We start from the raw sequence: 22,774 nt of genomic DNA, 5'->3' as shown, positions 1-22,774 counted from the left end.
ATTTTTTCTTTTGACAAATATTCCAAAAACAATTTCAAATATTCCGAAAAAACGGACATAATATTCATGAAACTTTTCGCTTAAATCCATTCGGAAATTGAATGTAAATCCTCAGGCCAATTTATTGGTAAATTTTAACATAGTAATCAAAATAATAACAATATGTTTGTGTATATACTAAAACAATAAAGAAAAATGATTAAACAGCTTACTAAACCTATGTTTTGTGTAGTTTCTGCAATGTTCACTTTTAGTGCTGTGCAGGCTCAAGATGCAAAACCAAAAGAACCAGGTATCAATATTGCTAATATGGATACTAAAGTTAGTCCAGGTGACGATTTTTTTCGTTACGTAAACGGAACTTGGTTAGAAAAAACTGAAATTCCAAGTGATAGAAATTCATGGGGAAGTTTCAATGAACTACGCCAGAAAACAGACGAAAATTCATTAGCGATTTTAAAAGCCGCTTCAAAAGATCCAAAGTATAAATCAAATACAGATCAAGGTAAGGCAATTGCTTTATTTAATACGATCATGGATACTGTCGGAAGAAATAAAAGAGGTGTTACTCCGCTTCAGCCTTACTTGAAGAAAATTGACGCTATTAAAAATGTAGCTGATTTACAAAACTTCCTTACTGAAATGCAACCTCAGGGTGGCGCTGGTTTCTTTGGAGTTTTTGTTGGTGCTGATGCTAAAAACAGTAACAAAAACACGGTAAACTTAGGTCCGGGAAATTTAGGATTATCTGATAAGGATTACTACAATTCAGACGATAAAGATTCTAAAGAAAAACGTGAAAAATATGAGGTTCACGTGGCTCGAATGCTACAATATATTGGAGAATCTCCTGCAAAAGCAAAAGAAAGTGCAAAACAAATTTTGGCTTTAGAAGTTGAAATGTCTGCACCAAGATTAGATCGCGTTGAGCGCAGAGATCGTAGAAAACAATACAATCCAACGGCCGTTGCTGATTTAAAAAAGAATACACCATCTATTCAATGGGATAAATATTTTGCCGGAATCGGAATGACAAAATTGGATTCTGTGAATGTTGCCCAGCCTCGTTACATGATCGCTTTAGAAAAAACTTTTACTGAAAAGAAAGTAGAAGCGTGGAAAGAGTACTTAAAATGGTCTTTATTAAACAGAGCAGCATCAACGTTGAGTACAGATATCGAAAATGCTAATTTTGATTTCTACGGAAAAACATTAACAGGAGCTTTAAAACAACGTCCGCGTGAGGAAGTTGCTTTGCAGGTTATCAACACAACAACCGGAGAAGCGCTTGGAAAACTTTATGTAGAAAAATTGTTCCCGGCTGAAGCTAAAGCTAAAGCTAAAGACATGATTGCAAATGTAATGCAGGCGTACAGAAACAGAATCAATGCTTTGCCATGGATGTCAGCTGAAACTAAGACAAAAGCTATTGAAAAATTAAATAAGTTAACAGTTAAAATTGGATATCCTGATAAATGGAAAGATTATTCAGCTTTAGAACTTAAAAACGTTAGCGAAGGCGGAACTTATTTTGATAACATGAGAAGTTTATCAAAATGGTCTTACGCAGAAAACCTTGCTAAATTAGGTAAGCCAGTTGATAAAACGGAGTGGGGAATGTCACCACAAACGGTAAACGCTTATTTCAATCCATCTTATAACGAGATTGTTTTCCCTGCAGCGATTTTGCAACCTCCTTTCTACAATTACCAGGCTGACGAAGCTGTAAATTATGGTGGAATTGGAGCTGTTATCGGTCACGAAATCTCTCACGGTTTTGATGATTCAGGTGCACGTTACAACGCAGATGGAAATTTAGTTGATTGGTGGACTGCTGACGATTTAAAACAATTTACAACTCTTGGAGGTGAACTTGCTGCACAATACAGTGCTTTAGAGCCATTACCAGGAATTCATGTAGATGGTAAATTTACTTTAGGAGAAAACATTGGAGATTTAGGTGGTACAAATGCAGCTTATGATGGTTTGCAGTTGTATTTGAAAGCAAATGGAAATCCAGGTTTAATTGACGGATTTACTCCGGAACAACGTTTCTTTATTTCATGGGCTACAGTTTGGAGAACAAAATCAAGAGATGAGGCTATAAAAAGCCAGGTTAAAACAGATCCACACTCTCCTGGAATGTACAGAGCGGTGGTGCCAATTCAGAATTTGGATACTTTCTACCAGGCTTTTGGAATTAAAGCAGGAGACAAAATGTACATAGAACCAGCAAAAAGAGTTAAAATCTGGTAATATAATAAGCATAAAAAAACGGCGCTAATTTAGCGCCGTTTTTGTTTTTATCTATTTAATTGCAATGAAAATATCGACTTCGGGATTTTCAGGATTTTGGGATTTCTCTCCGTAAATTTCAAAATCAGCAGTAAAACTTCTGTCTAAATCTGAGTTCCAAATCTTCATCCATTCGTTAAAAACAATGCCTTCATGAAGATTTCCTTTCGCAGTAAACTTTTCATAAGTTGCTTTTTCAATAGTTTTTCCTGTCATCTCTTCCGGAATAGAATCTAAAGAACTTACCAGACATCCTAAAATGGTTGTGTAAGGTTTTGTGTGATCTTTTTCGTATTCGGTATAAACACAATAAAGAGAATTGTCGATTTTATTCGGAATTCTTTCAGCAATTCCTTCCGTCATAAATTTGTTCCAAAGAGCCGGAATATCTTTTCCTGATTGACCATTTTCGTTAGTCGTTCGTATTGAAATTCCAATAACACTAAATTTTTGAATATCCATTTTTAGTTAAATTATTTTGTTAATTTCAAATTTACGATGACAGTGCGACAACAGTGTGTCAGCAGGAAATTGAAAAAAGATAATTTAAGCCGTTATTTTGTGTTGCTGTAAATATAAGCCTCAATTGCTTTTAATTCTTCATCAGACATCGCCTGAGTTACCGGAAAATTAGTTTTCATAACCGAAAACTGACTTGGATCAACAATTGGATCTGCATTTCCTTTTAAGAAAGTAATAATATCACCTTTTTTGTCTTTATATGTTTTTCCGATTTCCTGAATACTCGGACCAATAATTTTTTGATCCACCTGATGGCAGGAAACGCAATTTCCTTTTCCCTCAAAAATGTCTTTTCCTAAAGCTTCCGGTGTTTTGGCTTCCGCCGATTCTCCTTCTGAATAGGTTTCTGTTGAGGTTGCAGGATTTTCAGTTGTTTCCTTTTTACAAGATGCGAAAGCTAGAACGGCAGATAAGAATAATACTTTTTTCATTTTTATTTCTTATTTAATAATATTGCAGCTTCTTTAGCAAAATAAGTCGAGATAATACTAGCTCCCGCACGCTTAATGCAATAAAGTTGTTCCATCATAATTTTATCATTATCCAACCAGCCTCTTTCAGCTGCCGCCTTAATCATGGCGTATTCTCCTGAAACATGAAAAACTGTTACCGGAACATTTACGGCATTTTTTACCTCACGTACAATATCCAGATAAGCAATTCCTGGTTTTACCATTACCATATCAGCACCTTCTTCTACATCCATAAGAGTTTCTCTGATGGCTTCGATACGGTTGGCATAATCCATTTGGTATGTTTTTTTGTCTTTTGGAACTACAACATCCGCTTCTCTGGGCGCACTGTCCAAAGCATCACGAAACGGTCCGTAAAATGCAGATGCATATTTAGCCGAATAACTCATGATACCCACATTATGAAATCCTGCGACATCCAATCCCTGACGCAAACGCAAAATACGTCCATCCATCATATCACTTGGGGCTACAAAATCGGCTCCGGCTTGTGCATGCGAAACGGCCATTTTTACCAATGCTTCGTTGGTAGCATCATTGGCAACATCACCATCTTCAATGATTCCGTCATGACCATAAATAGAGTAGGGATCAAGCGCAACATCCGGCATTACAATCATTTCAGGGCAAGCTGCTTTTATGGCTTTAATGGCATTTTGCATTAATCCGTTTGAATTCCAGGCTTCTTTTCCGGTATTGTCTTTTAGTGATTCGTCTACTTTTACATAAATATTGACAGCACGAATTCCTAAAGCAAAAATTTCTTTTACTTCTTCAACAGTTAAGTCAATAGAACGACGAAAAATTCCCGGCATAGATGGAATTTCAACTTTATAATTTTCGCCTTCTGCAATAAACATTGGAAACATAAAATCACTTGGACTCAATGTTGTTTCGCGAACTAAACTACGGATAGATTCATTTACTCGCAGTCTTCTGCCTCTTTGTAATGGGAACATAATTATTTTAGATTTTTGATTGCTGATTTTAGATTTTTGATTGTGGGTATTCAGATAGTTTGAAAACACAGTCCTTAATCATTAATCGACAATCCAATTTATTAGAATTTTTAATGTTTTTATTTTTATGTAATTGAAGCGGTATAAATTGCTTTTATGGTTTTATCAAGTTTTTGGTTAAATTCATCATTAGACTGACCAGCAGAAAGACCTTCAGACAATGCTCTCGAAAAACTGGCAATTAAACCGTGGTTTTGTGTCAGCTTAGCATTGGCTTCCTCTTCGGAATATCCTCCGGATAATGCCACAACACGCACAACATGCGGATCAGACATTAATTCTCTATAAAAGTCATTCACAGTCGGAATAGATAATTTCAGCATCACTTTTACCTCTTTATCCAACAAGTCAAGCTGTTTCTTAATTTCTTCTTTTAAAATCTCTTCAGATTTTTCTTTATCAGCACTATAAATATCAACTTCTGGTTCAATGATTGGTACTAATCCTTTTTTAAAGATTTGTAAACCAACTTTAAACTGCTGTTCAACAACTTCACGAATTCCTTCCGCATTTGCTTCTTTGATAACAGAACGCATTTTGGTTCCAAAAACGTTTTTTTCTACAGCTCGTGTCAACAACTCGTCTAAATTAGAAATAGGTTTCATCAGCTGTACGCCATTGGCAATATCAGCAAGTCCTTTATCAACTTTTAAAAACGGAACTATATTTTTCTTTTCCCATAAATAATCAGCAGTCCATTGTCCGTCAATTTTGCGATCCATGGTGTTTTCAAACAAAATAGCTCCCAGAATATATTCGCTATTGAATGCAGGACTTTTAATAATACGGGTTCTCATTTCATGTACGAGCGTGTACATTTCTTCTTCATTCGAATAGCTGCTTTCCTGTACACCGTATTGTGCCAGCGCTTTTGGTGTACTTCCTCCACTTTGATCTAATGCAGCAATAAAGCCTTTTCCGGAATGCATGCGATCTAATTGTGCAATGTTCATTTCTCTTTCCATACTATTTTAAATTTTAGATTGAAGATTTTAGAGTAAATTACAATTTAAATTTATGATTACAAAGAAGTTACATGAATATTGAATTCATTTTTTTAGATCCATTCACGCGGATTTTCCAACACGTTTACTAATTTTTCTTCTTCACTTCCTGCTTCGGCATGATGATCGTAAACCCATTGCACGTGCGGAGGCAAACTCATTAAAATACTTTCAATTCTTCCGTTGGTTTTTAAACCGAATAATGTGCCTTTATCGTGAACCAAATTAAACTCAACATAACGGCCACGGCGAATTTCCTGCCAATTTCTGTTTTGAGGAGTATAGGCTAAATTCTTTCTTTTCTCAACAATTGGAACATAGGCTTCTAAGAAACTATTTCCAACTTCGGAAACGAAATTGAACCAATCTTCCATTGACATTGACTCATTTGCTTTGCAATAATCAAAGAACAAACCGCCAATTCCGCGAGCTTCATTTCGGTGTGCATTCCAAAAATAAGTATCACATTGTTTTTTATATTTTGGATAAAACTCTGGATTATGTTTATCGCAAGCCGTTTTACACGTTTTATGAAAGTGAGTCGCATCTTCTTCAAATAGATAGTAAGGCGTTAAATCCTGTCCTCCACCAAACCATTGTTCGATTACTTTTCCGTGTTCATCATACATTTCAAAATAACGCCAATTTGCGTGAACTGTTGGTGTCATTGGGTTTTTCGGATGTAAAACCAAACTTAAACCACAGGCAAAAAAATCAGCTTCACCAACACCAAACATCTTTTGCATCGCTTCCGGCAATTTTCCGTGAACGGCCGAAATGTTTACACCACCCTTTTCGAAAACTGCGCCGTTTTCAATAACGCGTGTTCTTCCGCCACCGCCTTCCGGACGTTTCCAAAGATCTTCACGGAATTTTGCAGTTCCGTCAACAGCTTCTAATCCAGCACAGATTTGGTCTTGTAGATTTTGTATGTATGCGTAAAATTTATCTTTCATGAGTATTGTATTCTGATTTAAGCAATCCGAAATAAACAGTATTCTGCAATTCGCCGTCACCATTTCTAAATTCGTCTCGTAAAATTCCTTCTTGTTTAAAATTGTGTTTTAGTGCAACTCGTTGACTTGCCAAATTAATTTCTGATGTGCAGATGAAAACTTTATTAAGATTCAATTCATTGAAACAGAAATCAAGTGCATGAGAAACCATTTTTGATGTAACTCCTTTTCCCTGAAAATTTTCATCGGTAAAATAACCTAATTCACATTTTGAAATTCGGTAATCTATAGTTTTCACACATAAATAACCAATTAAGTCATTGGTTTTAATAGCTCTTGCGAAAAAGTAAAAACCTTCATTGTTTTTTTCTTTTTCAAGATTGACAGCCATAAAACCTTCTGCTTTTTTTAAAGAATCAGAATTGGCCAGTGTTACGGGAAAAGTTTTTTGAATGTGATTTTTATTTTTATCGACTAGCGTGAAAAACTCTTCAGGAGTAACATGTTCAATTCTATCTATTTTCCAATCTGTAAAACTCATGGTTATTTGTTTTTGGCCGAGGCAATTTTGGCATTTATTCCAAAAGAAAAAATATTGCTTTCTCGCTGAATATATTGGTAAAGAGCTAAAGACTTATTTTCAAAATCATAGCTTTCTACTTTTGAAAATTCCATCAAAAAATCAGCAAATTGCTCTAATTGATTGAAATCTAAATGGCGACGTACTAATAAAGTTATTAGTTCTTCATTTTGATAATCGACTAAAGTTTCAATGTTTAAACCAAATTCTTTTAATTGATTTTCAATATCAAATTTTTCATCATCAGTTAAAGGTTGAGGTACAAAGTCAAGAGAGCGTAACGTTTTGAGAACGTTATCAATTCTGATGCTTTCTTCGTCTCTTAGGCCTTTGTTTAACATTATAAATTATTTTATACGAAATATACTCTATTGTCAATAGTTGCTAAATTATAGCAGATCGTTATTAAAAAAATTACGCTTGGAAGCCAGGCTAATCCAATAAGTTTAAAATACAATGACTGTTTTTTTATTTTGGAGTATTGAACATGAGCCAAAATATAAAAAGTATATAGCAATGGTAAAACAAATGAACCAATATTATAAATAAATATTTCAAACATTTGCTTTTCACCTGAAAGTGAATAATTACCAAAAATGATTGCACTGATTACGTTATACCACCAAATTATAAAAAGGAACAATACCATGATATTAAATCCAATGAAATTAAAACTAACTTCTTCAATTTCTGAAATATCATTCTTTTGTTTCATAGGTGCTTAAACTATTAATGTTCAGCGGCAGTTTTCAGTTTTGAAGTAAGACTGAAAACTGCGACTGATCACTGCATACTATTGATTGTATTCCTTAACCGCGTCAATAAACGCTTTAGCGTGATCAACAGGAATATTTGGTAAAATTCCGTGACCTAAATTTACAATATATTTATCTTTTCCGAATTCGTCGATCATTTCGTGAACCATTTTTTTGATGGTCGGAATTGGAGAAAGTAATCTTGACGGATCGAAATTTCCTTGTAAAGTAATGTTTCCGCCAGACAAATAACGAGCATTTCTAGCCGAACAAGTCCAGTCAACTCCTAAAGCAGAAGCTCTACTTTTACCCATTTCGCCAAGAGCAAACCAACATCCTTTTCCGAAAACAATAACCGGCGCGTGATCAGCCAATGCTTCTACGATTTGGTTAATGTATTTCCATGAAAATTCCTGATAATCAACTGGAGAAAGCATTCCGCCCCAAGAATCAAAAATCTGAACGGCATCAACTCCGGCTTTTATTTTTTCTTTTAAGTATAAAATAGTAGTATCTGTTATTTTTTGTAATAAAGTATGCGCTGCTGCTGGATTTGAAAAGCAGAAACCTTTTGCAGTATCAAAACTTTTAGAACCTTTTCCTTCAACGGCGTAACAGAAAATTGTCCAAGGCGAACCAGCGAAACCAATTAACGGTACTTCGTCATTCAGCATTTCTTTAGTCAATTTAATGGCATCCATTACATAACCTAAACTTTCCTGAATGTCCGGAACATAAACTCTGTGAACATCAGCCAATGAACGAATTGGATTTGGTAAAAATGGACCAAAATTTTCTTTCATTAAAACTTCGATTCCCATTGCTTGCGGTACAACCAAAATATCTGAGAATAAAATCGCTGCATCCGGTGCAATTCTACGGATGGGCTGAACTGTAATTTCTGCTGCTAATTCCGGAGTCTGACAACGGGTAAAGAAATCATATTTATCACGCAAAGCGATGAATTCCGGTAAATATCTTCCTGCCTGACGCATCATCCATACTGGTGGACGTTGAACAGTTTCTCCTTTTAATGCTTTTAAAAATAGGTCGTTTTTTAACATTGTTTTTTTGCTTTAGGCTTTAAGCTTTAGGCTTTAAGCGTTTGTTTGTCTTTATTTTTTTGCTTATTGCCTAAGGCTTAAAGCTTATTGCTGTATTCAACAATTACATCTTCAATTACATCTTCAACTGTAGGCTGATCAGCAATAATGATGTTTTTGGTAATTTTATTTAGAGCGTCTGCAGTGGTTTCTCCAATGCAAAAGCAGGTTTCTTTTTTGATGGTATTGTCTTTTAAATAACTTTCAACGCCAGACGGACTGAAAAATAAGATTGCGTCAACAGTAGTTTTTATTTTCTGAGGCGTTAATGATGTGTCGTAAACCTGAATTTCATTGAATTTTACATCGGCATCTTTTAATACTTTTGGCAACGTTTCTCTTCTTAGATTTCCACTAAAAAAAGTAAAGGTTTCAGAGCGATAAATCAAAGTGATAATTTCGGCTAAATCTGAAGCATAACCAGTGTAAGCCACAACATTAAATCCGCTTTCAGACAAAAGAATTTTGGTTTTTAAGCCAACGCAAAAAACGTTTTTACTTTTCAGTTCTTCCGCTTTTGGATGTGATAAAATACTGTGAACAGCATTTTGACTCGTAAAAATCAGATTATCGTTGAGGTCTTTTAATTCGAAAGATTTATTTTGAGTCTGAATGAAATCGGTATCAATAACTTCTAAATTAGCATCAGTTAATGCCTGTTTTTGTTCGCCCGACAGCTTTTTTGTAGATAATATCTGAATTGATTTTGCCATTATTTTTTTAGAGATTCTTTTATAGATGCCATCAATTCGGTTCCACCATTGTTTAAAATTTCCTGAGCGGAATGAAAACCTAATTTTTTCCATTCTGAAATATCAACTGTTTTGTTGATTTCGAGTTTTTGTTTTCCATCAACAGAAAGTAAAACACCTTGAAAATTTAAAGTGTCTTCATCTTCATTATAACGAACTAAAGCTCCAATTGGCGCCGTACAACCACCTTCTAAAGTTCTCAAAAACTGACGTTCAATATACGTACAAATTTCAGTTTCAATATGATTTAATTGCGAAACTGCATCAAGCGTAAAATTGTCATTTTCCATTGCCACAACAAGCATTGCTCCTTGTGCCGGTGCCGGAATCATCCAATCTAGATTGATATAATTTTCTGGTTTTATATTGATGCGCTCCAAACCTGCAGCGGCAAAAACAGCTCCGTCCCAGTTATTGTCTTGTAATTTTTGCATACGTGTGTTTACGTTTCCGCGTAAATCAACCACCGTATGGTTAGGATATTTATTGAACCACAATGCCTGACGACGCAAACTTCCGGTAGCAATTGTACTTGGCTGGTCAAAATTCGGATTTCCTTTGTGTACCAAAATGTCTAAAACATTGGCTCTTTCTAAAACCGCAGCCTGAACTATTCCTTTTGGCAAAGCCGTTGGAACATCTTTCATTGAATGCACTGCAATATCAATATCGCCATTGATCATGGCGATGTCAAGCGTTTTGGTAAAAATTCCGGTAATTCCAAGCTCGTAAAGGGGTTTATCCAGAATAATATCGCCTTGCGATTTAACCGCAACTATTGAGGTTTTATAACCCAAATCGTTTAGTTGTTTCTCGACATTATGCGCCTGCCAAAGTGCCAATTCGCTATCGCGAGTTCCAATTCTGATTGTTTTTTCAGCCATGTTTTATTATTTTACCATTAAGATATTAAGGTAATTAAGCTTTTCTTCGTCAAAGGACATTAAACTTAACTTTGCTAATATCTTAAGGGTTCAAACTTTTATTTAATCTATTAATCTTGCAAAATGATCATTTACAAGAGGTTTCATTGATTTTGTAATATTTATTGTGTTGAAATTGATTAATAAACCTTGAGGTCTTTGTAATAATTTCATGTACGTTAATAATTGCGCTTCGTGAATTGGCAATAAATTTTCTATCGCTTTTAATTCAACAACAACACAATCGTTTACTAATAAATCTATTCTCAGATCAGACTCTAATTCAAGATCGTAATAATCTATTTTTACAACTAATTGTTGCTTAACGTCGTATCCGTTTTGTTCTAATTCATATTTGAGGCATTGTTCATAAATGCTTTCTAAAAGTCCAGGTCCTAAAGCTTTATGTACTTTAATAGCAAAACCTGTAATTTCATAAGCCAATTGTGTAACCTCTTTTTTTGTCATAGAACTTATTATTGTTTTTACCATTAAGGTATTAAGTTAATTAAGCTTTGTGTTCACAAAAAGCTTGACTTAATTCTCTTAATGCCTTAATGGTAAAAATTAAAATTTAAGATGCTTTTATTTTGAAGACTTTTTCGATCCATTCGATGCTTTCATCGACCATGGTGTTGTCGTCTTTTAAGTGGTTTGCGAAATGAGTAGTGATTTTTTGAATGATTCGGTTGCTGATGATTTCCGCTTGTTCTTCGTTGAAATCAGCAATTTTTTTGCTTTGAAAATCTAATTCTGAGTTTTTAATGGCGTTTAGTTTTTCTTTTAAGGCGTTAATTGTTGGGGCAAATTTTCGGCCTTTCATCCAAATTAGAAATTCTTCTTTGATTTCTTCGATAATCGCTTCCGCCGCCGGAATGTGTAATTTTCTGTTTTCCAAAGTTTCATCTGTCAATTGCGACAAATAATCCATATGAATTAAAGTTACACCTTCTAAATCTTCAACATTTTCGTGAACGTTTTTCGGAATAGATAAATCCAGAATCAACAAAGGTTTTTTAAGATTTAAAATCGCTTTGTCAACTGTCGGGTTCTGCGCGCCGGTTGCAACAACGACAACATCCGCTTTTTGAAGTTCTAAGTGTAATTCAGAATAATCTTTAACAATCAAATTTAGTTTTCCAGCCAATTTCTCAGCTTTGTCTTTCGTTCGGTTGATTAAAGTAATATGTTCGTTTTTAGTGTGTTTTACTAAATTTTCACACGTATTTCTTCCGATTTTTCCAGTTCCGAAAAGCAAAATATTTTTATTGCTGATGTCCTCAACATTCTTCAAAATATATTGTACGGATGCAAAAGAAACAGAAGTAGCACCAGAACTGATCTCCGTTTCGTTTTTAATTCTTTTACTCGCCTGAATCACCGCATTCACCAATCTTTCCATGAAATTATTGGCCAATCCCATTGATTTTGAATGAACAAAACTAGTTTTGATTTGAGATATAATTTCAAAATCGCCCAGAATCTGACTATCTAATCCAGTTCCCACGCGAAATAAATGATTTATTGCTTCTTGATTTTTGTAAACGAAACCAACTCTTTGAAAAGCATCAACAGAACCGTTGCTGTTATCGCAGATAAGTTTTATTAATTGAAATGGATGTTCAGCAAAACCGTAAATTTCGGTTCTGTTGCAAGTTGAAGTAACTAGTAAACTTTCTATTCCATCGTTTTTAGCTTGTTCCAACAAACGCGTTTTAGCAATTGCATCCAAACTAAATTGACCTCTGACCTCAGCATCAGCTTTTTTATAACTCAGACCAACTGAGTAAAAATAAAGGTGTTTCGGTACGTTATTGTTTTCCATAAATTCACTTTCATAAAAGTGCAACAAAATTATTACTATAGTGTTTATAAAAGTAACGCTAAAAGTACTATTTATATCGCTGTATGTTTTTTTGAACCTAAATAGGTGTTTTTGAGTAAAAAGGACTATTTTTGTAGCAAAATCAACTCATTTGAAGTGATTTGTTTAGAGTGATTCTAAATAACATTTTGCGTTTGTTTTGATTTTCGTTAAAAAAAAATATCGCTATGAGTTCTCAAGAAGTTATAAAAATTGAAGACGACTTTACGCTGATCCGTTTTCAAAATGACAGTTTAGAGCCTTTTTCTGCACAGCACGAAATTGGTACTGGCTTGATACAGTTTCACTTCGGGATAAAAGGCAATGCGAAATTCTTATTCAATCAAGGTTCTTATGCTTTAGATTTGAAGGAAGAAAAATCGTTGCTTTTGTATAATCCACAGAAAGAATTACCGCTTAATTTAGAATTGGCTCCAAACTCGTGGGTGATTTCGGTAATTGTTTCGATTAAAAAATTTCACGCGTTGTTTTCTGCTGAAGCCGATTATATTACTTTTTTAAGTCCTGATAATAAGGACAAAAAGTATTATAACGAAGGAAATATTAGTCCGTCGATGGCAATTGTTTTGAGTCAGTTGTTTCATTATAATCTTCATCCGTCTATAAAAAACCTTTATTATAAAGGAAAAGGATATGAATTATTGAGTTTGTATTTTAATAGAACCGAAGATCCAAATGCAGAACAATGTCCGTTTTTGATTGATGAAGACAACGTGCTAAAAATCCGAAAAGCCAAAGAAATTATTATCGCCAATATGGCCGAACCGCCAGGATTACAAGAATTGGCAGATGAAATTGGTTTGAATTTGAAGAAACTAAAAATGGGTTTCAAACAAATTTATGGCGACACGGTTTATGGTTTCCTTTTCGATTATAAAATGGATTTCGCCCGAAAACTATTAGACAGCGGTTCGTATAATGTAAACGAAGTTGGATTGAAAATTGGTTATAGTACCGGAAGTCATTTCATCGCGGCGTTCAAGAAAAAGTTCGCGACAACTCCAAAGAAGTATTTGATGTCGATTAATGCGAATGTTTAGTTTTTTTAGCCACGACCCGAGCGATAGCGAACAGGCAAAGCAATTCACGAATTAATCTGTGAACATCTGCTCTAATCTGTTTGGATCTGCGTGAAAAATTTCACGAATTGTTCAAATCGATTTTAAATATTCTACAATAACTAAAAAGTAATAATTATCATATTTCTAAAAAGTACAATAGAATACTTTTGACGAAATTTTTAAAAACAAATAAAAAGCTTAAAGCCTAGCGCTTAAAGCCTAAAGCAAAAAAATAATAATGAAAGGCGTATTATTAGTAAACTTAGGATCTCCTGAAAGTCCAACACCAAAAGATGTAAAACCATATTTAGATGAATTTTTGATGGATAAATACGTGATCGACGTTCCGTATTTGTTGAGAGCTTTTTTAGTTCGTGGTATTATCCTAAGAAAAAGACCAGAAGAATCAGCGCATGCATATGCTAAAATCTGGTGGGAAGAAGGTTCGCCTTTAGTTGTTCTTTCAGAAAGAATGCAGAAAAAAGTACAACCTTTAGTAAATGTTCCTGTTTCTTTAGCAATGCGCTACGGAAGCATGACCATCGAAAAAGGTCTTCAGGAATTGCACGAAAAAGGAGTTACAGAAGTAATGCTTTTTCCGTTATATCCTCAATATGCAATGGCTTCTACTTTGACGATTTTGGTTAAAGCAGAAGAAATCCGTAAAAAGAAATTTCCACACATGACATTTACTGATGTTCCAGCGTTTTACAACAAACCGGATTACATCAAGAATTTAGCCGATTCCATTCAGAAACATTTAGTTGGTTTTGACTACGATCATTTATTGTTCTCGTATCACGGTATCCCGGAGCGTCATATTCGCAAAACTGATGTAACGAAATCACATTGTAAAATTGACGGTTCTTGTTGTAACACACCTTCACCGGCGCATGATTTCTGTTACCGTCACCAATGTTATGAAACCACAAGACAAGTTGTAAAACTATTAGGACTTCCTGCAGATAAATACAGTCTGACTTTTCAATCGCGTTTAGCGGGAGACAAATGGTTAGAGCCTTATACAGATGTTGAAATTGACAACATGCCAGCAAAAGGAATCAAGAAATTAGCGGTTGTAACGCCTGCTTTTGTGTCTGATTGTTTAGAAACTTTAGAAGAAATCGCAATGCGCGCCAAAGAAGATTTTGAAGCAAAAGGAGGCGAAGAATTCTTAGCTATTCCATGTCTGAATGATGATGATGAGTGGTGTCAGACGGTTAGTAACTGGATTAACGACTGGGCTAAATAATATTTGTTTCAAGTTTGAGGTTTTAAGTTAGAATCAACTTTAAGAAAAACCTGAAACTTGAAACCTGAAACAAAAATTATGGAATATTATAATTATTTAAAATCACTGCATCTTATATTTGTAATAACCTGGTTCGCAGGTTTGTTTTATATTGTGCGTTTGTTTGTGTATCAAATCGAAGCCAATGAAAAACCATCTCCTGAAAAAGAAATTTTGCAGGCGCAATACAAAATAATGGCCTACCGTTTGTGGTACATTATTACGTGGCCTTCAGCAGTTTTGGCCAGTATTTTTGCTTTTTGGATGTTGTTTTTTACCGATTTAGGAAACGCCTGGCTCAAAATGCCCTGGATGCATGTTAAGTTGTGTTTCGTTTTCTTATTGTATTTGTATCATTTAAAATGCCATCAAATTTTCAAACAATTGCAAAATGATGAGGTGAAATATTCCAACAATTTCATGCGTTTATGGAATGAAGGTGCAACAATTATACTATTTGCGGTTGTCTTTTTAGTAGTTTTAAAAAGTGCCATCAACTGGATTTTCGGCGTAATCGGAATTATTTTATTTTCGGTTTTAATCATGCTGGGATTCCGTTTTTATAAGAGAATACGAGAAAAAAAGTAATTAGTAAAAAGTGATTAGTCATTAGCTTTAAGCTTTTGCTATTCACTAATTACTATTCACTAATCACTAAAAAAATGCTAAACAACTTCAAAATGTCAATGCTTTCCCTTCGTACCAGGATTTTCCTGTCGATGATTGTATTGATTGTTGTGGCATCTTTTTTATTGGCTTCGATTTCGATTATTCAGTTTAAAACTGAGGCAAAAGAATACCATCAGGAACGTTTAGAACGTAAGGAAAATGCGGTAAAAGAGCACATCAATTATGTGCTTTCTACAACAACATACCCGCTTAAGACGGCAAATTTGGATTTGATTTTTAAAGACAAAATCCACGAATTGGCTCAAATTCACAAAATTGAAATCAATATTTACAGCCTTGACGGGAAATTGTTGAAATCGTCTAAAGAATCTTTTGCGGTTGATAAAGTGGCGCCTCCGGTTCCGGATTATATTCTGAAATTGGTTCGTTCTTCTATCGAAAAACGTTTTGTAGATATTAAAACGATTGATGGAGTTAAAAATAGATCGTCGTATAGTTTAATTAAAGACGAAAAATTCAAACCACTCGGAATTTTAAATCTTCCTTATTTAGAAGACGATGGTTATTACGATAACGAATTAAATACTTTCCTGATTCGTTTAAGCCAGGTATATTCTTTTATGTTGATTGTGGCTTTTGCTTTGGCTTATTTCCTTTCAACTTACATTACAAAATCACTTAAAACCATTTCTGACAGATTAGAGGAAACCAACTTAGATCAGAAAAACGAGAAAATTGTTTTAGAAGCAAATAGTAAAGAAGTCAACTTCCTGATTAAAGCTTATAACGGAATGGTCGACAAACTTGAAACGAGTGCCATAAAACTGGCTCAAAGTGAACGTGAAGAAGCCTGGCGTGAAATGGCGAAGCAAGTTGCGCACGAAATTAAAAATCCGCTTACGCCGATGCGCTTGACCGTGCAGAGTTATCAACGAAAGTTTGACCCGACTGCTCCAGATGCAAAACAGAAACTAAATGATTATTCTGAGACTTTAATCCAGCAAATTGATACAATGACCGCTGTAGCTTCGGCATTTTCGAATTTTGCCTCGATGCCGGCACAGCAAAACGAAACCTTAAATGTGGTTGAAGTTGTAGAATTGGCGTTGGATATTTTCAATGAAGATTATATCTCTTTTGAAAGTGATGAAGAGGAAATCATTTCCAAAATGGATCGTACGCAACTAATCCGTGTGATTACGAATCTGGTTAAAAACGCAACGCAGGCCATTCCGGAAAGTCAATTTCATAAATCAATTGTCGTTACTGTGAAAAGGCGAAACAACAATGTCGAAATTGCCGTAAAAGACAACGGAATCGGAATTCAGAAACTGGATATTGGCAGAATTTTCGAACCAAAATTTACCACAAAAACCAGTGGAATGGGTCTTGGACTCGGAATTATAAAAAACATCATCGAAAATTACAAAGGAACAATTACCTTTGAATCAACTTTCGGAAAAGGAACCACATTCACTGTTTCTTTGCCTATCACAAACTCATAAAACCACTGTCATGAACTACGAAAATCTTTTAATTTCTATTGAAGAAAAAATTGCAACCGTAACCATAAATAGACCTACGAAACTGAACGCTTTAAACAAAGCAACCATTAGTGACCTAAATAAAGCAATCAAATTATTGGGTAAAAATGATGAGGTTCGCGTTATTGTTTTGACCGGAAGCGGCGAAAAAGCTTTTGTAGCTGGTGCTGATATTTCAGAATTTGCAAATTATACCGTAGTTGAAGGCGCACAATTGGCTGCCGAAGGACAAGAATCACTTTTTGATTATATAGAAAATTTGAAGAAACCTGTAATTGCTGCCGTTAATGGTTTTGCATTGGGTGGAGGATTAGAATTGGCAATGGCTTGTCATTTTAGAGTAGCATCTGATAATGCAAAAATGGGATTGCCGGAAGTAACTTTAGGATTGATTCCGGGTTACGGGGGAACACAGCGTTTACCACAATTAGTGGGTAAAGGCCGAGCTATGGAAATGATTATGACCGCAGCCATGATTTCTGCCGATGAAGCAAAACAATACGGTTTAGTAAATCACGTAGTTCCTCAGGCTGAACTTCTTGAATTTACAAACGGAATCGCTCAAAAAATCATTAAAAATGCTCCTTTTGCCATTGGAAAAGCGATAAAAGCCATCAATGCAAACTATACAGACGGAAAAAATGGTTTTGATACGGAAATAAAATCTTTCGGAAAATGTTTCGGAACTCAGGATTTTAAAGAAGGAACAACAGCATTTTTAGAGAAAAGAAAAGCTGAATTTACTGGGAAATAAGTTATTCCACAGAGTTGCACAAAGATTTCACAGAGACTCACAAAGAAATTTTATCTAAAGCTTTGTGTAACTTTGCGAAATCTTTGTGCAACTTTGCGGTATAATATTAGGCAAAGGCTAAAACTTAGAACCTTAGCATCTCAGAACCTTAGAACCTTAAAAAAAATGTACGAACCAATATTTGCTCTTTTTTGCGAACGTGTCAAAGAAAGCATCAAAGCCGGCACTTTTGCCAAACTTACTCTTGCCAAAACCATCGGCGACACCGAGATTAAAAACATTTATTTCCGACTGGTTTTGAATGAAGACAATACTTTTTCTATTTCACTGATTTCTCGTTACAAAACCGAAGAAATTGAAAGCATTCATACTTTAGATGAAGCCTTAATGGTTTTAGGAACGTATATTAAAAATCCGTTTTTGACAGCGCTTTTGTTTACGACAGATAACGATGTAACTTTCAAAGTAAATAAGAAAAATGCGGGCAGTATTATCGAACAAGAACCGACATTTAAAAATGCATCGCCCGTAATGTTAGAAATGATAGAGAAAGGAATTGTTTAGTTTTAGGAGCTAATCCCGTTTTCAAAAGAAAGTTTATTGGCTAGTTTGTCATTTCGACGAAGGAGAAATCTCCGCAAGTAACTCCGCAACGATAATTCAATCTTTGTCGAGCCTCGCGCAGATTTCTCCTTCCAAATTAAAATAATTAAAATCTTCGTGTATCTCTGTGAAATCCTCCGCGAATCTCTGTGAAACAATACTCTAAACAAGCTTCACAAACAAATTAGAAGCAATTTTATTAGAAATAGATAATTCCCTTCCATCCACCTTAATTTTAACCGATAAATCGAAAGATTCTTTAGATAGAAATTCAATTCGAGAACCCAAGGCAATTTCCTGCTTATCCAGATATTTTAAAAATTCTGATGAAGTATCTTTTACACCTACGCAAACCCCAATTTGATGTTCTGTTAATTCAGAAAGCAAATGTTTTTCGATTTTAATAATTCTACCATTCGCATCCGGAATAGGATCTCCGTGCGGATCTTCCGTCGGATTTCCAAGAAAATCATCCAAACGGTTAATTAATTGTTCCGATTTGATATGTTCCAATTGTTCGGCAATATCATGAACCTCATCCCAGCTAAAGTTTAGTTTTTCCACCAAAAAAACTTCCCACAAACGATGTTTTCGAACAATCATTTTAGCAGCCAATTTTCCGTTTTCAGTCAATGAAACACCTTGGTATTTTTTATAATTTACTAAATCTTTATCTGCCAACTTTTTAAGCATATCCGTAACCGATGAAGCTTTGGTTTCCATCATTTCGGCAATAGCGTTCGTACTCACTTCAGTTTCTAAAGAAGCCGTAAGATGATATATCGATTTTAGATAGTTTTCTTCTGAGAAAGTCATTTTTTTCTTTTTGAGGGACAAAGGTTCAAAGGAACAGAGGTTCAAAGTAAAAACCTTTGTCCCTTTGAACCTCTGAGCCTTTGTTCCTATTTCTTAACAATTAACAAAGGTATCGAAATTTTATGTCTCAATTTGTCTACGGTTGTACCAAATAAAATGTCTTTTAATCCGGTGTGGCCGTGCGTTCCCATAACTAAAATGTCAAAATTTCCTTCGTTTATAATTTTTGGGATTACTTTGTTTGGTTTTCCAAAACCAAGTTCCGTTTTGATGTTGAATCCCTTTTGCGAAAGCATTTCCTGATATTCTAATAATAATTTTTCGTCGATAGTGGTTTCATGATCATCAACATGACCTCCGTACATTAAAGCGCCAACGGTTTCAACAATGTGAATTAAAGTATATTGAGTGTTAAGTCCGCCTAATTCAAAGGCTCTGTTCAATGCAGATTCATCAGCTTTTGAAAAATCTACAGAGATCGCGATATTTTTATAGCTCTGACTTTCTTTTGGAGAAAACTGGAGTTTTAAGTTATGTGGAGAATGATTGACAAATTTTGCCTGTGCTTTTATGATAAATGGTTTTGCTATAATGTAAAGCAACAAAGCCAGAAACCCGAAAGCAAGCGGTATAACGGTAAACCAAAGTACCACTGGATTCTCTGAACTTGCAAGCCATGATGTTATTTCATCATAAACTAATTTGGCGTTTAAAGACACAATGATAGAAGCAATAATCCAGGAAACAACCTGAGTGGTTTTTGAAATATGAAAACCATTCATTTTTGATTTATCGCTTACAAAATGAATTAGCGGAATGATCGCAAACCCTAATTGCAAACTCAAAATTACCTGACTTAGAATTAATAGTTTTCCAGTGACGCTTTCGCCATAAATATAAATTACAATTAAGGCAGGAACAATCGCAATTAAGCGCGTAATGATTCGGCGAACCCAAGGCTGAATTCGTAAATGAAGATAACCTTCCATCACAATTTGACCTGCCAATGTTCCGGTTACTGTTGAGCTTTGTCCTGCAGCAATAAGAGCAACGGCAAATAGAATCGGCGCCCATTTGGTTCCTAATAAAGGTTCCAGAAATTGATGAGCATCCTGAATTTCGGCAACTTCAAACATTCCGTTTTTATGAAAGGTTGCAGCGGCTAAGATTAAGATAGCGGCGTTTACGAAAAACGCCAGGTTCAGCGCAATCGTTGAGTCAATCAGATTATATTTTAAAGCTTGTTTGATTCCGGCTGGGCTTCTGTCAAATTTTCTGGTTTGTACTAAAGAAGAGTGTAGGTATAGGTTGTGCGGCATCACGGTCGCTCCAATAATTCCGATGGCAATGTATAATGCGGCAGAATTTGGTATTGAAGGAACAAGACCTGCAATTATTTTAGAAACTTCCGGTTCGGCAAAAATCATTTCAAAAATAAATGAAAAACCAATAATCGCGACCAAAGCAATAATAAAGGCTTCCATTTTTCGAATTCCTTTATTAATAAGAAACAATAAAAGAAAAGTATCTAAAACGGTAATTAAAACGCCTTCCATCAAAGGAATTCCGAATAGAAGATTGATACCGATGGCCATTCCCAAAACTTCGGCTAAATCGCAAGCAGCAATGGCTATTTCTGCCAGAAAATATAAAATGTAGTTGATGAATTTCGAATAGGTTTCTCTCGAAGCCTGAGCAAGATCGCGCTGTGTTACAATTCCAAGACGCGCACTTAAACTTTGCAAAAGCAAAGCCATTAAGTTACTCATTAACAAAACCCACACTAAAGTATAGCCAAACTGGCTTCCGCCGGCAATATCTGTCGCCCAGTTTCCGGGATCCATATAACCAACGCTTACTAAGTATGCGGGACCTAAAAAGGCTAATATTTTACGAAAACCGGTCTTTTTATGCTCTGTTGCAACCGATTGGTTAACTTCTTCTAAAGATTTGGTCATTTTAATACTGTTGTTTTAACAAATGTATATAAAAATTACATTCGCGCAACAATATTTTTAGACGAGTCTAAATCTTAAATGTTAGAATTGGAACAATTTGGACATATTCCTGACAAAGTAAAGTTTATGTCATTGACTTTATAGTTGTGCGGAATAATGTAACTCGGCTTTACATTTTCAAGGCAGGTTATTTCAAGACACTTTTCACAACTGAAGTGAGCGTGATTATGAATGTGAACTCGCTGTGCATGATGATGACATTTTGCATATTTTATAGTGCCATCCAAATCAACAATTTTATGGACAATATCATCATTAACCAAACGATCTAAAATTCTATAAACAGTTACGCGATCGCAAATATCTTCGATTTGTTTGTAAATTTCTGTATGGGACAGCGCGATTTTAGTTTTTCCAAAAATCTCTAAAACGGCTGTCTTTGCTGTGGTGTTTCTCGTTGTTTTCATTTTTTTTGAAATAAAAATAATAACGCAACAATGTTGCATTTGATTTTTATATGTATATTTGCAACAAAATTGCATTAAGCAAATGTAAACCAAATGAAGAAAACTACAACACCTTTTTACGATATTTTAGGAATTTCAAGTGCAACGATTTGTTTAGTGCATTGCTTGGTTTTTCCGCTTTTAACTATTCTCCCTTTGGGATTAAATCACAATCCGTTTATTGATTTACTTTTCGCTACGATTGGACTTTTTGCAATTTTTAAAATTATAAAAAAATCGGGACTTTTAATAGCTACGATTTTGGTTGTTTCAATGACATTGATTTGGATTAGTGTTTTAAGTGAAATCATTTTAGATATTCATCTCGATTTAATTTTCATTGGCGGAATCGGAATGATCATTGGACATTTTTTGAATTATAAATCGCATAAAATTATAAATCATTAAATCAGATAGTTATGATACAACAAAATAATTTTGAAGTAATTATTGTTGGCGGAAGTTATAGTGGACTTTCTGCAGCCATGAGTTTAGGACGTTCTTTACGCCAGGTTTTGATTATTGATAGCGGTTTGCCTTGCAACAGACAAACGCCGCATTCGCATAATTTTATTACGCAGGATGGCGAAGTGCCCGCTGTCATTTCGGCGAAAGCCAAATTACAAGTCGACTTTTATAAAACGGTTCAGTTTTTTAAGGGAATTGCTGTTCAAGCTCTTAAAACTAAAGAAGGTTTCGAAATCAAAACAGATTCAGGAGAAGTTTTTGCTTCAAAAAAAATAGTATTCGCAACCGGTGTAAAAGATTTGCTTCCTGAAATGAAAGGTTTGGCTGAGTGTTGGGGAATCTCGGTTTTGCATTGTCCTTACTGCCACGGTTATGAAGTAAAAAGAGAGAAAACAGCCATTATTGCCAATGGAGAAATGGCTTTTGAATATGCAAAACTAATTTCAAATTGGACAAAAGACTTAAGATTACTGACCAATGGAAAATCAACTTTGACATCGGAACAAAAGATAATGCTTCAAAAGCATCAAATTGAAATAATTGAAGAAGAGATTGAATTTTTAGAACATGAAAACGGAAATATTAAGCAAGTAATCTTTAAAAACCAATCTAAAACTACTGTGAAAGCGATTTATTTCAGGCCTCCATTTGAGCAACATTGTTCTTTGCCTTCAACATTAGGTTGTACGTTATCAGAACAAGGTTTGATCAATGTTGATATGATGCAGAAAACGAATATTTCAGGAGTTTATGCAAGCGGAGATTGTACAACTCAAATGCGATCTGTTGCAATTGCAGTTTCAACAGGATCATTCGCGGGTGCTGCGATTAATAAGGAACTTATTGATGAGAATTTTTAATATTTGAATCGTCAGG

The 22,774-nt window shown here is 34.8% G+C and carries 25 protein-coding genes; 9 read left to right on the top strand and 16 right to left on the bottom strand.

Features of this window, described 5'->3' with window-relative positions; genetic code table 11:
• The first annotated feature begins 195 nt into the window (after positions 1 to 195).
• Positions 196 to 2,256: a M13 family metallopeptidase gene (locus AC1RRN_RS18605; protein WP_492968744.1), complete on the top strand. Its 2,061-nt coding sequence runs from the start codon at positions 196 to 198 to the stop codon at positions 2,254 to 2,256.
• Positions 2,257 to 2,307: 51 nt separating this feature from the next.
• Here AC1RRN_RS18605 and AC1RRN_RS18600 read toward each other — a convergent pair whose 3' ends face one another.
• The 13 genes from AC1RRN_RS18600 to hemA all read right to left on the bottom strand — a co-directional run bounded on the left by AC1RRN_RS18600 (position 2,308) and on the right by hemA (position 12,207).
• Positions 2,308 to 2,757, bottom strand: coding sequence for a GyrI-like domain-containing protein (locus tag AC1RRN_RS18600; RefSeq protein WP_492968743.1), 450 nt, complete (start codon positions 2,755 to 2,757; stop codon positions 2,308 to 2,310).
• A gap of 92 nt (positions 2,758 to 2,849) precedes the next feature.
• The gene (locus AC1RRN_RS18595; RefSeq protein WP_492968742.1) at positions 2,850 to 3,248 is read right to left on the bottom strand and encodes a c-type cytochrome; all 399 of its coding nucleotides are present in this window, start codon (positions 3,246 to 3,248) and stop codon (positions 2,850 to 2,852) included.
• Between the two features lie 2 nt (positions 3,249 to 3,250).
• Positions 3,251 to 4,249: a porphobilinogen synthase gene (hemB, locus tag AC1RRN_RS18590; protein WP_492968741.1), complete on the bottom strand. Its 999-nt coding sequence runs from the start codon at positions 4,247 to 4,249 to the stop codon at positions 3,251 to 3,253.
• 125 nt (positions 4,250 to 4,374) lie between these two features.
• On the bottom strand, positions 4,375 to 5,262 hold the full coding sequence (locus tag AC1RRN_RS18585; protein ID WP_492968761.1) for a fructose bisphosphate aldolase: 888 nt from the start codon (positions 5,260 to 5,262) through the stop codon (positions 4,375 to 4,377).
• A gap of 104 nt (positions 5,263 to 5,366) precedes the next feature.
• Positions 5,367 to 6,269, bottom strand: a complete 903-nt coding sequence (gene hemF, locus AC1RRN_RS18580; RefSeq protein WP_492968740.1) for an oxygen-dependent coproporphyrinogen oxidase — start codon at positions 6,267 to 6,269, stop codon at positions 5,367 to 5,369.
• A complete protein-coding gene (locus tag AC1RRN_RS18575) occupies positions 6,259 to 6,810 on the bottom strand; it encodes a GNAT family N-acetyltransferase (protein WP_492968739.1) in 552 nt (183 codons plus the stop codon). Before AC1RRN_RS18575 ends, hemF begins: the two co-directional genes overlap by 11 nt.
• Positions 6,811 to 6,812: 2 nt before the next feature.
• Positions 6,813 to 7,190 carry a hypothetical protein gene (locus tag AC1RRN_RS18570; protein ID WP_492968738.1) on the bottom strand — a complete coding sequence of 126 codons (378 nt, stop codon included), beginning with the start codon at positions 7,188 to 7,190 and terminating at the stop codon, positions 6,813 to 6,815.
• Between the two features lie 11 nt (positions 7,191 to 7,201).
• Complete coding sequence (locus AC1RRN_RS18565; protein ID WP_492968737.1) at positions 7,202 to 7,564, bottom strand: hypothetical protein; 363 nt, start codon at positions 7,562 to 7,564, stop codon at positions 7,202 to 7,204.
• Between the two features lie 78 nt (positions 7,565 to 7,642).
• Positions 7,643 to 8,668, bottom strand: a complete 1,026-nt coding sequence (gene hemE, locus AC1RRN_RS18560) for a uroporphyrinogen decarboxylase (protein ID WP_492968736.1) — start codon at positions 8,666 to 8,668, stop codon at positions 7,643 to 7,645.
• A 77-nt stretch (positions 8,669 to 8,745) separates the two neighbouring features.
• Positions 8,746 to 9,420, bottom strand: a complete 675-nt coding sequence (locus AC1RRN_RS18555; RefSeq protein WP_492968735.1) for a uroporphyrinogen-III synthase — start codon at positions 9,418 to 9,420, stop codon at positions 8,746 to 8,748.
• Positions 9,420 to 10,343 carry a hydroxymethylbilane synthase gene (hemC, locus tag AC1RRN_RS18550; RefSeq protein ID WP_492968734.1) on the bottom strand — a complete coding sequence of 308 codons (924 nt, stop codon included), beginning with the start codon at positions 10,341 to 10,343 and terminating at the stop codon, positions 9,420 to 9,422. Before hemC ends, AC1RRN_RS18555 begins: the two co-directional genes overlap by 1 nt.
• Before the next feature lie 102 nt (positions 10,344 to 10,445).
• Positions 10,446 to 10,850 carry a GxxExxY protein gene (locus AC1RRN_RS18545; RefSeq protein WP_492968733.1) on the bottom strand — a complete coding sequence of 135 codons (405 nt, stop codon included), beginning with the start codon at positions 10,848 to 10,850 and terminating at the stop codon, positions 10,446 to 10,448.
• A gap of 106 nt (positions 10,851 to 10,956) precedes the next feature.
• Positions 10,957 to 12,207 carry a glutamyl-tRNA reductase gene (gene hemA / locus AC1RRN_RS18540; protein WP_492968732.1) on the bottom strand — a complete coding sequence of 417 codons (1,251 nt, stop codon included), beginning with the start codon at positions 12,205 to 12,207 and terminating at the stop codon, positions 10,957 to 10,959.
• A gap of 227 nt (positions 12,208 to 12,434) precedes the next feature.
• Between hemA and AC1RRN_RS18535 the strand changes: the two genes are divergently transcribed.
• The 6 genes from AC1RRN_RS18535 to AC1RRN_RS18510 all read left to right on the top strand — a co-directional run bounded on the left by AC1RRN_RS18535 (position 12,435) and on the right by AC1RRN_RS18510 (position 18,111).
• A complete protein-coding gene (locus AC1RRN_RS18535) occupies positions 12,435 to 13,307 on the top strand; it encodes a helix-turn-helix domain-containing protein (protein WP_115887709.1) in 873 nt (290 codons plus the stop codon).
• 259 nt (positions 13,308 to 13,566) lie between these two features.
• Positions 13,567 to 14,580, top strand: coding sequence for a ferrochelatase (gene hemH, locus AC1RRN_RS18530; RefSeq protein ID WP_492968731.1), 1,014 nt, complete (start codon positions 13,567 to 13,569; stop codon positions 14,578 to 14,580).
• Positions 14,581 to 14,658: 78 nt separating this feature from the next.
• Positions 14,659 to 15,207 carry a CopD family protein gene (locus AC1RRN_RS18525; protein ID WP_492968730.1) on the top strand — a complete coding sequence of 183 codons (549 nt, stop codon included), beginning with the start codon at positions 14,659 to 14,661 and terminating at the stop codon, positions 15,205 to 15,207.
• A gap of 131 nt (positions 15,208 to 15,338) precedes the next feature.
• Positions 15,339 to 16,754: an ATP-binding protein gene (locus tag AC1RRN_RS18520; protein WP_492968760.1), complete on the top strand. Its 1,416-nt coding sequence runs from the start codon at positions 15,339 to 15,341 to the stop codon at positions 16,752 to 16,754.
• 10 nt (positions 16,755 to 16,764) lie between these two features.
• Positions 16,765 to 17,547 (top strand): enoyl-CoA hydratase/isomerase family protein, encoded by a 783-nt coding sequence (locus AC1RRN_RS18515; RefSeq protein ID WP_492968729.1) that lies wholly within the window; start codon positions 16,765 to 16,767, stop codon positions 17,545 to 17,547.
• A 165-nt stretch (positions 17,548 to 17,712) separates the two neighbouring features.
• Positions 17,713 to 18,111, top strand: coding sequence for a hypothetical protein (locus AC1RRN_RS18510; RefSeq protein ID WP_492968728.1), 399 nt, complete (start codon positions 17,713 to 17,715; stop codon positions 18,109 to 18,111).
• A gap of 201 nt (positions 18,112 to 18,312) precedes the next feature.
• Here the strand turns inward: AC1RRN_RS18510 and AC1RRN_RS18505 are convergent, their stop codons facing one another.
• The 3 genes from AC1RRN_RS18505 to AC1RRN_RS18495 form a co-directional block, all read right to left on the bottom strand.
• Complete coding sequence (locus AC1RRN_RS18505; protein ID WP_492968727.1) at positions 18,313 to 18,966, bottom strand: metal-dependent transcriptional regulator; 654 nt, start codon at positions 18,964 to 18,966, stop codon at positions 18,313 to 18,315.
• Between the two features lie 86 nt (positions 18,967 to 19,052).
• Positions 19,053 to 20,924, bottom strand: a complete 1,872-nt coding sequence (locus AC1RRN_RS18500; RefSeq protein ID WP_492968726.1) for an Nramp family divalent metal transporter — start codon at positions 20,922 to 20,924, stop codon at positions 19,053 to 19,055.
• Positions 20,925 to 20,998: 74 nt separating this feature from the next.
• Complete coding sequence (locus AC1RRN_RS18495; protein ID WP_492968725.1) at positions 20,999 to 21,391, bottom strand: Fur family transcriptional regulator; 393 nt, start codon at positions 21,389 to 21,391, stop codon at positions 20,999 to 21,001.
• Positions 21,392 to 21,484: 93 nt separating this feature from the next.
• On the opposite strand from AC1RRN_RS18495, the gene AC1RRN_RS18490 reads away from it, so the two are divergent.
• The gene (locus AC1RRN_RS18490; RefSeq protein ID WP_492968724.1) at positions 21,485 to 21,838 is read left to right on the top strand and encodes a MerC family mercury resistance protein; all 354 of its coding nucleotides are present in this window, start codon (positions 21,485 to 21,487) and stop codon (positions 21,836 to 21,838) included.
• A gap of 11 nt (positions 21,839 to 21,849) precedes the next feature.
• On the top strand, positions 21,850 to 22,758 hold the full coding sequence (locus tag AC1RRN_RS18485; RefSeq protein WP_492968723.1) for an NAD(P)/FAD-dependent oxidoreductase: 909 nt from the start codon (positions 21,850 to 21,852) through the stop codon (positions 22,756 to 22,758).
• Positions 22,759 to 22,774: the final 16 nt, after the last annotated feature.

The organism is Flavobacterium sp. GW821-FHT11G01, assembly GCF_058808175.1.
Note: the sequence above shows the minus strand (reverse complement) of the source record. Positions and strands in the feature narration are given on the sequence as shown.